Genomic DNA, 13,984 nt, shown 5'->3' with positions numbered 1-13,984 from the left:
GGCAGATTTCTGTCCGCCGTCGGTAGTCCAGCCGGTGAACGGAAGGTTGACGATCGCACCACAAATCGCTTTGCCGCGCGCAGCTCAGCCGATCGTCTCACTATCCGCGTACTTCGAGTATTTCCCGTAGCGCCCGTATCGACCGTAGCGTCCGTAGCGGCCATAACGCTCGCTGCGCATAGTCGAATACGAAGGCTTGAAGCGATTCAGCACCACCCCGAATAGAGTCTCGGGATCGAACATAAGAAACGTCTTGGTGGTCGCGGCGCGTGAGGTGCTGTCGGCGGCGGTCACGAGGATTGTGCCATCTCCGGCCCTCGCCAGAATCTGGGCATCGGGAACCAGCAATGCCGGCGGGGTATCAATTATTATGTATTGGTAAGCGCCGCTGGCCTTCACGGTCTCGATCAACTCGTCCATTTTGGTGGAAGCGAGGTATTCCGGCGCGCGGTTGCTTGTTCCACCCGCGGGCAACAGGCTCAGTCCTGGCACGGGTGTCGGCAGTAGGGTCCAGGCGAATTCCGTGGTCCCCTGCAGATATCCGAGCAGTCCGCCCACTTTCGGCACCGGAAAGGCATAGTGCTGAAATGGCGCGCGGATATCGCCGTCGATCAAGAGAGTGCCGCTACCCGATACTGCCAGCGCGGCCGCCAGATTCAGCGCGACAAAGCTCTTTCCCTCGCCGCCGATGCCGCTGGCAACGACAAATACCTTGGCGTCGTGTTGCGCCGCCCATGATCTCAGCTTGAAGGCGAGCAACTGGAACTCGTCAGCCGTGCTGCTGATCGTCCCCTCTCCAGCCGCCACCAACGGCGGCGCCGGATAGCGCTGGGCGAACCTTGCGGCCGCGCCCATGAGCGGATGTAAATTTCCATTAACGCCGTTGCCGTTTGCTGTTTCGCCATCGGCCGCAGTGTGACCGCCGTTGGCGGACTGTCCATTTACGATTGCGTGGGAGTCGTATGCGACCCCATTTCCCGGCAGCGCGAGCAGGGGCTGCGCCGATGCTGACGCCCCATTGGCGTAACGGTTCTCGACCTCCGCCACCCGCGAGATGACAATTGTGTTGACATCGGCGAACTCGCCCCTGACGTCATCGGAATCCTTGAATGAACTATCCGTGTAGAACAGCGCAAAGGGGATTGCCAGCGCAACCATCAGCGTCAGGGCAATGCCGCCGCCTATAATCAAAAGCCGGTTTGGATATGACGGAGTGATGGGCAGCCCGGCGGACTGCAGTACCTTCAAGCGCTCTCCCTGCCCGCGTTCCAGCACTGCCTGATCGGCGCGAGCTTCAAACAAGAGATTGTTCAGATCGTGATAGCGGCTCGACAGGATTTCATAGTCGCGGTTCACCGCCGCAATCGCTTCCTCATGTGCCGGGGTTTCGGCGATCGCGCGCTGGTAATCGGCAATTTGCTGCTGGATCAAGGTGGTGGCCGAATTAGGTTTCGGCACAGCGGCCGCCTGCTTGCTAAGGTTTGCGACCTCCTTTTCCAGAATGGCGATCTGGGACTGGGTCTCGATCACCTCCGGATACTCGTCGCTATACTGGGCTCTGAGCGCAACCAGCTTGGTCTTCAACGCTGCCAGCGCCGAATCGGGGGTGTTTGGCTTTGGCGAATTCGACGCAGCCGCATCCGATGAATCGGTCTTGCTGGTGCTCTCCGCGGACCGTTCAAGCTGCAATTGAAGTGCCTGCAAAGCCTTGACGTTGTCATCGAGGTCTTGCGGCATGCTCCCGCGATATTTCTCCTTCACGGTTTTGATCTGGCGCTGGCTTTCGGCGAGCTTGCCTCGGGTCTCATCCACTTCGCTCGAGAGTAGTTTGATGGTATCCGCGTTGTGGCGCTCAAGTTCCTTGCCATACGCATCGATCATTATATCCCCCAAATCGTTCGCCACCGCTTGCGCCTTGGCCGGATCGGGGTACTGAAACGAAATCTCGACAGCGTCCGGAGGAAGCAATTTCTCGAAACGATTCGGGGTCGTTGACTGCATCACTGAATCCGGAATGTTGATTGTTATACTGCCGGCCATTTTTCCTATCGCGCCGGGCTCCCGCTTGCCGTCGCGAGCATACAGCCCGTGCTTCGATATCAATTCCTCAAGATGGCTGCGTGCAATCGTCTCCTCGCTGAGCGCCTCCAAACGCGTTTCAATATGGGGATTGGAGGCGATATTTGGAGCTTCGGCCCCAATCAATGCGGGTTGAACATCGGAATGCCAGGCTTGCAGCAGCACTGATGAGGTGTAGTGCTTGGGAATAAGAACCAGCGCCAGCATCGTCAGCACCAGACCCGCCGCGATGGTTGAAAAGAAGCTCGCCCTATGGCGGTGAACCACATCCCAGTAAGGTCCAGTGTTAATGAAGGTCTGATTACTCATTGCCAACTCCATCTGAACGCTTCGACCGAGACATTGAATCCCACCACGAAATAGTCACCAACTGCTTCGCGCCCGCTTTGGGTGCCGCTGGTAAGAAATTGATTGGAAGCCGTCTCATTGCGGCGAAGCTGAACGAACCTGGTGTAAACGCTTATCCAATTGTTCACGCGATCGGTCAGACCGACGCCCCACGAAATGAGTTGCCCGTCATAATTGGAGGCGTGCGCTTCGTAAAATCCCGCGCCAACACTTCCGGTCAATCGGCGGGTGAAGTCGTAGAGCAGCGCGCCGCGCACCTCCTGGATGTTGCCGGCACCGCCAAAGCCGGAGGTCAGCTCGGGTTCCTGACCTCCGTATATTTTTAGGCGTGCGCGCTCGAAATTGTATTCGAGCAATCCCAGGCCGCCCGGATTGACGGCTTGCTCGTTGGTTCCCTGGGTGTGGGAAATCACGACGCCCACCATGCCTTCGAGGTAAAGGTTTTTCACCGGCTCCCAGGAAGCCCGTACGAATGGCCACTGCGCCTGTTCGTCGGGCAGGCCCGGACGGCTAAACATGAAGTCGTAAAAGCGATATCCCCCGCCCAGAGCGAAGTTATCGGTGAAATGGTATTCGGTGACTGTGGTGATGTTTTGATCGTAACTCGTATTGTTGCCGCTGCTGTTGTCGCCATTGTTCCAAAAGGTCGTCTGATGAACGCTGAGTTCGCTGGACCAGTTGCGCCCCCAATAGTGGGACAACTCTGCACCGAACGAATTGACCGATGCCTGGTCGTTCGCCAGCAACAACTCGGCCGCCACGGTGTTGAACTGCGGCGCCTGATCGCTCGTGATGACGGCCATCCCGGCCGGCGAATCGCGGAAGAAGAGTTCATTCAGGCGCAGCTTGGTCGTCGAGGACAGGTTTTCATCGTCGGTCAAGTGGACAAACTGGGCTTCGCCGGCACGATCGTACTGAGATTGGCGCGCGAAAAACTGGGCGAAAGTATCCCAGTGCAGCGACGCGTACCTTGCGGCCGACGTGTAGTCGAGGTAAAAGCCCGCGGCCATTGTGCCGGCGAAATCGCCTTCCTCGTGCGTGGTCCGCAGCGGGACGTTGTCCGAGACAAGTGCACTTGCCTCGAACTCAGGATAAAGCCGGAACAGGTTGTCTGTATGCCCGGCGGCCGGAAACGCAAAGATGATTACCGCGACGAGAATTGGTGCGCCCAGATAATTTTTGGTTTTCATGATCATGGCACCGACACCGTGTCTCCGGGCTCCACCGGAACATCTGCTGTTACGTCCCCACCCGATCGCACCACGTTGTAGTTGACCGTCAGCACGACCGTCTCGTTTTCCTTATGTCGCATGATACGGATCTTGCTCGGGTCGGCAAACTCCCCAAGCCCCCCGGCCTCGGCGAGCGCTTGCGACAAAACTTCACCCGAGTGCAGCTTGTACGCCCCCGGTTTATTTACCGAGCCAAGCACATAAAACACGTGGCTGGCAGGATCGCTCACGCGCACCGTAGCATTCGCCCCATGAACATAGCGCGCGTAGCGCTTCTCAAGGTCCGCCTTCAGCTGGTCCGGCGTAAGGCCGGCCGCGGGCACTCTCCCTATCAGCGGCATCGCGATCGTTCCGTCAGACGCGACGATTACCTTGCCACTGAGTTGCGGCTGGGTCCAGACAATGATCTCGAGCTCATCATCGCTGCCGATCCGGTAGGGTTCGACCGCCTTCGCAGCCGGACGCGCAACATCTTTTTCCTGCACCGGCGTAGAATTGAACAAGCCGCATGCGGCCGTCGAAATTGAAATTGTGACCGCGAGCAAAATTATTCCCGTCACAGCCGCACCCGCGCGCCTGAAATCGTGCGTAAACTCAATAGTGCCAATTTTCATCAAATTACTTCCCAACCGCCCCTTTCAGCGTCAGCTTGCCCCTCGCACCCTTGGGCCGCTCACCGACGACCGAAAGCCGGCCATAGCGTTGCTGCGCAGCCGCCTCCGCGGAGCGCGGCTCATCGCCGAGCGAACTTTGGATCCGGGCGAATGTATGTTCCTGGGAGTCCCAACCCTTTAGCAGAATATACTGCTTCCCACGCCGCTGAACCAGTCCACGGTCCTCCATTTCGTTCAAGAGCCGGCTTACCAGCGGTCGCGAGCTCGCGATCATCTCTGCCAGATCCGCTTGCGAAAGCTCGGGAATTATCAGCGTGCCACGGTTGTCGTGCACACCAACCCGTCGACCGAGATCGCTCAGGACAACTTCGAGGCGCTGCTGGAAACCTAAGCCAAGAAAACTTGTCCACCAATGCAGCGTTGACGACCAGTACGAATTTAACGTCTGGTAGAGCTCGATAGCCTGATCGGACTCAAGTGAGCGAAGCAGCCGTACCGCCCGCTCTCGCGTGAACAGCGCAATCGAGCACTTGGTCAGCGCCTGCGTCTCAAATACCTTCGACCGGCGTCCCTTGCCGTCTTCGCAATCGGCGTAACCAATTATCTCGCCCGGACCCGACAACCGCGCCAGCACCCGCGCGCCATTAGCCGCGTTGCAGTACATCTTTACGTAGCCCGCCAGCACGCAGCCGAACAGATCGCCCGGCGATCCTTCCAGAAATACCATTGCCTCGCGCGGGTAACTGATCGTGTTTCGATAATCGACCAGGTCGTCGATTATCGTGCTCGGCACGCGCCAGTGGCTGAAATTTCCCCGCAGCCGGGCGTAGCCCTCATCGCATACAGCGCCGATTGCCATCACCCGTTCCTCCGTTTCATACATGCGCCTTCATCACGCCGAATAGGTCCGTGATCTGATTGATGCTGTCGCCATAATCGACGCTCGACACGAACGCCGACCGCGAGTGCGGCGCCGACGGAAGGAAGCCGTGCATCCCTGCCATAGCCCGCGCACCCATGTGACTCGGCGCGATTACCGTTCCCGGTTCGGTCAGAAAAATCTGTTCGCCATACTTCCCGTCTGGAAAATTTGAATGGAGCCTGGTGAGGTCGTCGGTGTCGAGCCATCTTCCGCCATCGACCTCCTTCAATGCTTTGGTCACCAATTCGCGGGCGCGAGCGGAGAAGAACCAGAAACGCGCCATCGTGGAATCCAGCAGGCACAAGTAATCGGCCGCGCTAATCGGAAGCGCCGCCAGCGCGGCCTGGATATCGACCGTCGCCACGGTCGGCGCCATGCCGTGATCGCCGAAGACGTGAATGTCGGCCGCACCGTAGCTCTCGAGCGCGATCTTGTGCAGCCGCGCGAGTGCAGCCGAATATTTTTCCAGCATCTGGGCCGCGGCGGCGCGATCGTCGGCGTGCAAATGCAGAAAATAATCAAGCTCCGCGAGGTAGAGAAAATAGAATTTCGCCCCGCCCCCGCGCAAATCCGCTTCGATCGACGCGAGCAGCTGATCGTCGGTCCCATCGTGATAACAGTAGGTCTTGTAGGATGTGCCGTTGCTCTCCAGCAGATCGAAAATCGAAGTCGATTCTGGAATTCCGCCCGGCGCGTAGATGTTGCGCTTCTCGCAGACGTCGAGCTTCGGCAGATATTTCAGCGGTATCCCGTAGAGCTGAAAGTAGCCGCTCAGATGATTGATGCGGCGCGCAATCGTCTTGACCGCGAAGCGCGCGTAACGGTTCTCGACCATCGCCGGCGGCATCGCGCAGATGAGCTTCAGCTTCGAGAACGGCGAGTGTCCGTTGGCGCGATGAAATAACGAGAGCCGTCCGTGCTCATCGGGAAATCGCCCGGTAAGAATCGATGGAATCGCGGCGGTGCTGAAACCAAGCACGGAATCGAGCGGACGCCGATAGGGCGCAGCCTCCTTCAGGAACGGATGGTCTTTGATCCATTCCCAGCCCAAGGCGTCCATCAATACGAAGATGCTCGCCTTCATTGCTTCACCGGTTTCCGCACAATCGCGAGCAGCCCGGAGCCGTGCCGCGTCGTTGTGTGATTCTCGAGAAAACTCAAGCCCAGCAGAAACGGCAGCGAGGCTGCGAACACAATCGGATTCGGCTTGCTGTCTCCGAGTACGAAAAACAGGTCGTGCGCGAGATTGCCGAACGGACCGTACGTCCAGACCGTCTTGACCGGATCGAGCCCCACCTCGCGCGCCAGCGCGTTTATCATCTCGGGCGAGTAGCCCGGCCGCACGTGACCGATGTCCTCGGGCTTGAATCCGATTCGGCGCTCGCGCCACGTGACCAGCCGCAGATGACGGCGCTGCGGCACCGACGGAAACGTCAACAGCAGATAGCCGCCCGGCGCCAACGCCCGCGCCAGGTTTGCCATCGCGCCCCGATCATCCTCGATATGTTCGAGCACGTCGGTGTTGGTGATCAGGTCGTATTGCGCTACCGCCGATAGATTGAGCAGATTGTCGCGGCTGAAGGTGACGTTGCCCAGCGCCAGGTTTCGCGCCGCCGTGCGGCATCGCTCCACTCTTTCATCGACCAGATCGATGCCATGCACTCGCCAATCCGGATGCAGCCGCGCGCAGTGCAGCGCGATATCACCGCGGCCCGTGCCCGCATCGAGCATGCGCACGCCGCTTTCCGGCAGACCCAGCCCCTTTATCTCGCGGAACACGTGGTTGAGTCGAATCCGTCCCGGAATGTGAATCTCGCCGATCAAGCGATACGCCTGGCGCCGCATGCGCGAGGGCTCGCCGGCCGCCTTCTCGATACCAAATCGCGGTGCCGCCAATGAACTCAATTTGAGATCCCCCGTCGCAGCCCCGGTCCCACCGTGCGGGCTACTCCCAGCGGCATGTAGCGCCACAGACGGCTGATGGTCTGCAGGCTCTTGCGATGGCGCGGCGACGCAGCCCGCGGCGAAAGGTACAGCGTGCTCCAATATGGCTGCACCGGAGTCGGCCCCCATTGGCGCTTGAATTCGAAGATGCCTGAGCCGAAGGTCGACCGCCCGAAATCGAAGGTGTGGCACCCGGACTCGATCCCAAGCCGTATCCCCGCCCAGTACAGAGCGTTGGTGGCGTACACCGGACGCGCCTCAGCCGTCGCGCCCGTCCACGGCAGCGTCATCGAGCCGCGGAAATTCATTGCCAGCCCGGCCGCGACCACGCGCCCGCTGCTGCGAACGCGAATCAGCGAAAGCCGATCGCGCAGGTGGCTCACGAGTTGGCTGAAGAACCGGCGCCCGTGCGTGGGCGATCCGAGATCGCGCATGTTCTCCGAATAAACCGCGCACAGATCGGCCAGCGCCGCCGGATCGGTCGCGTCACTCACGTCCACGCCGAGCTTAAGCTTTTCGACCCGCTTGAGCCGATTGCGGCGCTCCGAGGGCAGCCGCCGTAGTTGTTCATCGAGCGTCGAGGCGAGCGCCAGATGCTGCGCCACCTTCTCCGTGCTGACTTCAAACGGCGCCCCCAACTGGTGCAGGCTTCGGATGTGCAGCCGCTTGGCGCGCAGCTTTGCCGCCAACTCGCGGGCGTAGGCAATCAGTTCGGCCTGCGCCGCGTCGCGAGCCGCTGGATCCAGCCCGTCGGCGTGGCACACCCCGCCGTAGTCGATATAAGGCATCGACGCGAGCTCGCTGCCGTAAAGAAAGCTGCGCACAAAAATAAATGGCGCCGCGGCGATCGGGCGGCCGCGCCCGTCCTGAGCGAGCAGGTAATGGGAATCGAATCCGTACGCCGAACCGACCACCTCGCGCCATTGCCAAAGATGGCCCGAGGTCGCGTCAGCGCAATTCGCGATCAGTTCGTCCCAGTCCGCCCGCCGATTCTCGCTGCAAACTACAACACTCAACCCTGATACCCCGCCTTAAAGGTTCCTCGGCTTCCAGACCACCGGAACTTCCCCGGAAAAACATCGCCACAGCCCGACGGCCTGCGCACAGTTCAGCGCGACGAACTGATACGCGATGGTCGCCTTGCCTTCGGTGCCGCGCCGGCTCGCGACCATACCGATCGCCGCGATCAGCCCGAACAATATCTCCATGCCCAGCACGACCCGGAAAGTTCCCCCACGCCCGGCCAGCGGCACGGTCGCGATTACCGCGATTACCAGCAGCGGAGCCGTCAGCCAGCGCAGCATTTTATGCGAGGTCAATACCAGGATCGAGCGCCAGCGCCGCTTTTTGATGAGCTCCGGCAGCAGCCGGAAATATACCAGCGCGGCCTGCGAGACCATCCGAACCTGCCGCGCGAATTCGCCCGCCTCCGAAAATTCCTCCAGCGCAAAAGCGTCGCCCGCCATAACCGATTGCGCACCCGCCAGCGAGGCGACAATGGGGTGCACGAAGTCGTTGATCAGCGCCGGGTCCAGCGGCTTGAACAGATCGCGGCGCAAAGCGTAGAGCGCGCCGTCCGCTCCTGCCACCACGCCCAGCCGCGACTCCAGCCCCTTGAGCATCTGCTCGTAGCGCTGATGCGTCGACCCGATCGTCTGGCCCGGGTAACGCGACACTCCCGTCACCAATCCGATCGATTTGTCGCGCATCGGACGCGCCACCTTCTCCAGCGCGTCGGCGGCAAACATCGCGTTCGCATCGGTGAACACCAGCACCTCGCCGCGCGCGGCATTGGCGCCCTCATTCACCGCGACTCCCTTGCCGCGGCGCTGCGGCTGGCGAATTACCCGCACCCGCTCGCCCGCCATCGATTCGGCTATTTCCGCGGTGCGGTCGCTCGATCCGTCCGACACCACGATCATCTCGGCCTCGCCGGCGTACTGGCAGGAGAGAAAATTCTCGATCTTGTGCGCGATGCAACGCTCCTCGTTGTACGCCGCGACGATTACCGACAGCGACGGCGCCGCGGTACTTCCTACCCTTTCGTCATCGGAGCCGGCCCGACGCGGCTGCGACCGCGACAGTGCGATCAGCACTATCGGATACAGCACGTACGCGTAGAGCAGCAGGAATCCTGAAATGTAAAACAAGCCCGTCAAAATTTTTGCGTCCCCCGACGCGCGTCCCCTAAGCAGCCTCTCCTTGTTTCCCCATTGCGATCAGCTCCGAGTAGAGCGCGGCGGTCTGTTCGATCTGCCGCTGCAAGGCAAAGTTTTCCTGCACGAATTTGCATCCCGCGGATGCCAGCCGCGATGCCAGCGCGGGATCGTCAAGCAGGCGCTCGATCGCCGCCGCCAGCGCGGGCGGATTCGCGGGCGCCGCGAGCAGCCCGGTTCTTTCGTGGATCACCACCTCGGGTGTGCCGTCAACTTCCGTCGCAACCATCGGGCGTCGGGCCGCAAGCGCCTCGATCGCCACCAGCGGCAGCCCCTCGTACAGCGACGGCAGCACCACCAGGTCGGCCGCCTCGAACAGCTCCGGCACGTCGCGCCGGTAGCCGAGAAATCGCACGCGGTCCGCCAGCCCCAGCGCCGCGCATTGCGCGCGCAAGGCAGCCTCCAGCGGACCCTCGCCCGCCAGCAGCGTCACCAGCTTTGGCCGGCGCGCAGCGAGCATCGCCAGCGCGTCGATCAGGTGCCGATGGCCCTTTTGATCGTCGAGGCGCGCCAGCGTGAGAATCGTTGGCTCATCGCCGAGCCCCAGCGCGGCGCGCGTCGCGGCGCGACGCCGCGTATCCGCTGGAGCGAAACGGCCCAGGTCGCGGCCGTTGTGAATCACCCGGACTTTGCTTTTCGGCACGCGCTTGGTTGCGATCAAATGGCGGGCCGCGGCGTGCGACACCGCGATATACTTGTCCACCAGCCTTCCCACCTGCCGATCCACCCAGAAGCGGCCGCGCAGGCCTTTTCCCATCCGCCACACCTCGGGACCGTGACAGGTCTCGAGCACCGCGCCCACGCCGGCCATCCGCGCGAGGCCGGCGCCGAGTAAACTCGCAGTGAACAGATGGCAATGCACCAGCGCGATATTTTCGCGGCGGATGAATCGCAGCAGGCGCGCCGCCGCCATCACGTCAAGCCGCGACGAAAACTCAAGCGGCAGGCATTTGACGCCGGCCGCCGAAAGGCCAGGCTCCATCGCCGCGATCAGCTCGCCCGGCGCCGCCAGACACGGCTCGAATCCGTACGCGCTCATCGTGGTCAGGATTGACAGTGCGTGCTCCTCCGCACCGCCGAATACACTGCCTGTCAACAAGTGCAGCACCGCGCGACGCCGCGCATTGGAGCGTTTTGTATCGTTAAGGCTTCGGTTCGCCATCTTCAGTCGTCGAGCATGGAAAATCCTGACGCTCGAATCCAAGTCATGTACAGTGGTGTTTACGCTACTCAGATAGCGTTAGGTGCGATAAATAGTTCATCGAGACGTAACAATCAAGCCCAGGGGCGACCAAATCGGCTAATATTGACGCGTCAAGGGGTATTCCTGAACATGCACGGGGGCGAAAGCAGGACAAGATCCAAAGAGTTTGAGGCGAATCGTTCATTTCTTCGGCGCCTTTCCCTTGCCGCTCAGTTTGACGACCGTGTGAGCGGCGGCCTCCGAGTCGTCGGTTATCGTAAAGGTCCCGTTCTGCGTGCCCAGCGCGCTGGCAGTGTAGGTCAGGAAGAAGTAGCAGTCGCTCTTGGGCGCTAGCTGCATGCCGACCCGACAGGTGCTGAGCGCAGTATCGATGGCGAATGGCGCGGTCGGCACCGCGCCCTCGATGAGCATCGGCAAGTCCTGCTTTTTGTTGCGCGGATTGGAGAGCTTCACTTTGTCCGGGTTGCTGGTGCTGTCCACCACTATGGTCGGGAAATGCAGCGCCTTGGGCGACACCTGTAATGACGCAGGCACCGGGGTCGGCGTGGCGGTTGCTGTGGCGGTCGCAGTCGCTGTGGCAGTCGCAGTCGCCGTGGCAGTCGCAGTCGCCGTGGCGGTCGCAGTCGCCGTTGGAGTCGCGGTAGCGGTCGCCGTTGGGGTGGGAGTCACCAGCGGCTGATCGTACTCGAGCACCCGGCTGTTATTGAAATCCGCCACGTAGAGGTTGCCGGACGCGTCGACTGCGACTCCTTTCGGATCGCTCAGGCTGTTAGCGCTGAGCCCCGTGCATGCCGACGAGCTGAAACTGCCGCAGGCGCCATAGACCCGGTCGGCGGTCGTATCGGTGGTCAGCGGGGTGTTGTACTCCAGCACCCGGTTGTTGCTTGCGTCGGCGACGTAAACGTTGCGCGACGCGTCCACCGCGACTCCGGTTGGAGCGCACAAGTCCTTGGCACTGGAGGGCTTGGGAAAGCCGGTGCCGTCGTAGTTGCACGCATGCGACGTGAAGCTCCCGCCCTGGCCAAAGACCGTATCGGCAGTGACATCGGTGGTCAGCGGAGTGTCGTACTCCAGCACGCGGTTGTTGTCTTGATCGGCCACGTAGAGGTTGCCCGCGCCGTCCAATCCGACTCCGGATGGAACGCAGAGGTCAATTGCGGAGGACGGTCTGAGCGCGGGGAGACCGGTGCCGCCGTCGAAATTGCACGCGTTGGAGGTCAAGCTGCCTCCCTGGCCGAAGACTCGCGCGGCGGCGGCGCCGCTGCTCAGCGGGGCGTTGTACTCGAGCACCCGGCTGTTGCTCGCATCCGCCACGTAAAGGTTGCCCCCACCGTCCACCGCGACTCCCTTTGGGTAGCACAGGTCGATTGCGCTGGCGCCGGAGAATACATTGCCGTCGCCGGTGTCGTAATCGCAGCTATTCGCGGTGAAGCTCGTGCCCTGGCCCAAGACCACATTGGCCGGGCCGCCCACGCACGGGAAGCTGTTGTTGCAGGCCGAAAATGGATTGGCGTACTCGAGCACCCGGCTGTTGTTTTCATCGGCGACGTAGAGGTTGCCCAACGCGTCCACCGCGACTCCGGCTGGATAGCACAGGCTGTTGGCGCTGACCGTAGCGGTGATCCCGTTGCACATAGAGGAGAGGAAATCGGGCTGTCCGATCACCAGGTCGGCCGCAGCGCCGTTGGTGAACGCGCCCGCATCTCTCCAGCCAAGCACCCGGTTGTTTACTTCATCGGCCACGTAAAGTCGATTTGGAATGGCGCTGGCGTCGATCGCCACCGCTTCAGGGAAGTTCAGGCCCGCAGCGTCCACCAGGTTGGCCACGTTGTGTGCGAGATCATCCTGGCCTAACACCCGTTCGGCGGCGGTGCCGCTGGACAGCGGGGTGTCGTACTCGGGCACGCGGTTGTTGCCTTGATCGGCGACGTAGAGGTTGCCCAATGCGTCCACCGCAACTCCGGCCGGATCGCACAAGTCGTTGGCAGTGCTCTCGCTGCCGGAAGAACCGCTGTCGTAATTGCACTCAGCATCCGAGGTGAAGTCGCCGCCCTGGCCAAAGACGGTATCCGCCGTGACATCGGTGGTCAGCGGGGTGTTGTACTCGAGCACCCGCCCGTTGCCCTGATCCGCCACATACAGATTTTGCGACGCGTCCACCGCGACCGCGGTTGGACTGCACAAGTCGATGGCGGTGGAGCTGCCATCGATACTGTCGGAATCGCAGTTATTCGCCGTGAAGTCCCCGCCCTGGCCAAAGACCGTATCCGCAGTGACATCGGTGGTCAGCGGCGTGTTGTACTCCAGCACCCGGTTGTTGAGACTGTCGGCAACGTAGAGGTTGCCCGACGCGTCCACCGCGGCTCCGCTTGGATCGCACAAGTCGATCGCCGTGGAGGTGCTAGCGTCGGTGTCGAAATCGCAGTTATTCGAGGTGAAGTCACCGCCCTGGCCAAAGACCGTGTCTGCCATGACATCGGTGGTCAGCGGGGTGTTGTACTCCAGCACCCGGTTGTTGCCTCCATCGGCAACGTAGAGGTTGCCCAACGCGTCCACCGCGACTGCGGCTGGATTGCACAAGTCGATCGCCGTGGAGCTGCTATCGACGGTGTCGAAGTTGCACAAATCCGAGGTGAAGCTTGCGCCCTGGCCGAAGACCAGGTTGGCCGCACCGCCCACGCACGGGAAGGTGCCGCAGGCCGCGAATGGATCCGTGTACTCCAGCACCCGGTTGTTGTAATCGTCGGCCACGTAGAGGTTGCCCGCCCCGTCCACCGCGACTCCCGCTGGATTGCACAGGCTGTAGGCGCTGACCGCGGCGCTGGTCCCGTTGCACTTGGAGGACAGGAAATCGGGCTGCCCGATCACCAGGTCAGCCGCGGCGCCGTTGGTGAATGAGTCCGCGTCTCTCCAGGCCAGCACCCGGTTGTTGCTCTCATCGGTGACGTAAACCCGATTTGGCGTGGCGCTCGAATCGATCGCCACCGCATGAGGGAGGTTGAGTCCTTTGCCGTCCACCAGGTTGGGCACGTTGTGTGCGAAATCCAACTGGCCCAGCACCGCGTCGGAGGTAGTGCCGGTGGCAAGCACGATCGCCGCATACAACGCGACGGCAACCATTGCGCCCGCAATCCCAAAGCTGCGCCGATAGCGCTTTTTTGCGCCCCCGATTTGCGAATTCAACCCTTGTCCCCCAGCTGGAGCGGTTCGCCCAGCGACCTCAGGCTGCCCTCAGGCGGCCCGAGCAAGTAGCAAGAATACTAATATCTGCGCGTTTCGGTCTCGCGCTTTCAAGTTTGCAAGAAATGAGCCAGCAGCCATCTGCCGCTTTCTCAATTGTCCTGCGCGTCGTCCGCCCTTTGCGCTGCCTGATCGGCGGCATCCTTGGCCGCTCGCGCCTCTGTTACCGCCTGGTTGGCCGCATC

Annotated in this window: 10 protein-coding genes; all 10 read right to left on the bottom strand. The window is 61.5% G+C overall.

Going from position 1 to position 13,984, the window contains the following annotated elements:
* Positions 1 to 84: 84 nt before the first annotated feature.
* The 10 genes from ABSB13_RS07840 to ABSB13_RS07795 all read right to left on the bottom strand — a co-directional run bounded on the left by ABSB13_RS07840 (position 85) and on the right by ABSB13_RS07795 (position 13,742).
* Entirely contained in the window at positions 85 to 2,388 is a 2,304-nt protein-coding gene (locus tag ABSB13_RS07840; protein ID WP_428107175.1) for an exopolysaccharide transport family protein, read from the bottom strand.
* Positions 2,385 to 3,617: a hypothetical protein gene (locus ABSB13_RS07835; RefSeq protein ID WP_428107173.1), complete on the bottom strand. Its 1,233-nt coding sequence runs from the start codon at positions 3,615 to 3,617 to the stop codon at positions 2,385 to 2,387. The genes ABSB13_RS07840 and ABSB13_RS07835 overlap by 4 nt, the downstream gene beginning before the upstream one ends.
* A gap of 2 nt (positions 3,618 to 3,619) precedes the next feature.
* A complete protein-coding gene (locus ABSB13_RS07830) occupies positions 3,620 to 4,273 on the bottom strand; it encodes a polysaccharide biosynthesis/export family protein (RefSeq protein ID WP_428107172.1) in 654 nt (217 codons plus the stop codon).
* A 4-nt stretch (positions 4,274 to 4,277) separates the two neighbouring features.
* A complete protein-coding gene (locus ABSB13_RS07825) occupies positions 4,278 to 5,132 on the bottom strand; it encodes a Crp/Fnr family transcriptional regulator (protein WP_428107169.1) in 855 nt (284 codons plus the stop codon).
* 16 nt (positions 5,133 to 5,148) lie between these two features.
* Entirely contained in the window at positions 5,149 to 6,279 is a 1,131-nt protein-coding gene (locus ABSB13_RS07820) for an alkaline phosphatase family protein (protein WP_428107167.1), read from the bottom strand.
* On the bottom strand, positions 6,276 to 7,100 hold the full coding sequence (locus ABSB13_RS07815) for a class I SAM-dependent methyltransferase (RefSeq protein ID WP_428107165.1): 825 nt from the start codon (positions 7,098 to 7,100) through the stop codon (positions 6,276 to 6,278). The genes ABSB13_RS07820 and ABSB13_RS07815 overlap by 4 nt, the downstream gene beginning before the upstream one ends.
* Positions 7,097 to 8,155, bottom strand: coding sequence for a GNAT family N-acetyltransferase (locus ABSB13_RS07810; RefSeq protein ID WP_428107162.1), 1,059 nt, complete (start codon positions 8,153 to 8,155; stop codon positions 7,097 to 7,099). Before ABSB13_RS07810 ends, ABSB13_RS07815 begins: the two co-directional genes overlap by 4 nt.
* Positions 8,156 to 8,170: 15 nt before the next feature.
* Positions 8,171 to 9,298: a glycosyltransferase gene (locus ABSB13_RS07805; RefSeq protein ID WP_428107160.1), complete on the bottom strand. Its 1,128-nt coding sequence runs from the start codon at positions 9,296 to 9,298 to the stop codon at positions 8,171 to 8,173.
* Positions 9,299 to 9,326: 28 nt separating this feature from the next.
* Positions 9,327 to 10,451 carry a glycosyltransferase family 4 protein gene (locus tag ABSB13_RS07800; RefSeq protein WP_428107158.1) on the bottom strand — a complete coding sequence of 375 codons (1,125 nt, stop codon included), beginning with the start codon at positions 10,449 to 10,451 and terminating at the stop codon, positions 9,327 to 9,329.
* Between the two features lie 288 nt (positions 10,452 to 10,739).
* Positions 10,740 to 13,742, bottom strand: a complete 3,003-nt coding sequence (locus ABSB13_RS07795; protein ID WP_428107155.1) for an NHL repeat-containing protein — start codon at positions 13,740 to 13,742, stop codon at positions 10,740 to 10,742.
* Positions 13,743 to 13,984: the final 242 nt, after the last annotated feature.

The sequence above is a fragment of the Binatus sp. (SeqCode) genome, from assembly GCF_050013435.1.
GTDB lineage: Bacteria > Desulfobacterota > Binatia > Binatales > Binataceae > Binatus.
The sequence above is the reverse complement of the archived record's forward strand: the minus strand, read 5'-3'. Positions and strand labels throughout refer to the sequence as shown.

Bases quoted from the DNA above. Each gene is read 5' to 3' on its own strand.
- ABSB13_RS07820 (WP_428107167.1), bottom strand. From the start codon at position 6,279: ATGAAGGCGAGCATCTTCGTATTGATGGACGCCTTGGGCTGGGAATGG.
- ABSB13_RS07835 (WP_428107173.1), bottom strand. From the start codon at position 3,617: ATGAAAACCAAAAATTATCTGGGCGCACCAATTCTCGTCGCGGTAATC.
- ABSB13_RS07825 (WP_428107169.1), bottom strand. From the start codon at position 5,132: ATGGCAATCGGCGCTGTATGCGATGAGGGCTACGCCCGGCTGCGGGGA.
- ABSB13_RS07830 (WP_428107172.1), bottom strand. From the start codon at position 4,273: ATGAAAATTGGCACTATTGAGTTTACGCACGATTTCAGGCGCGCGGGT.
- ABSB13_RS07840 (WP_428107175.1), bottom strand. From the start codon at position 2,388: ATGAGTAATCAGACCTTCATTAACACTGGACCTTACTGGGATGTGGTT.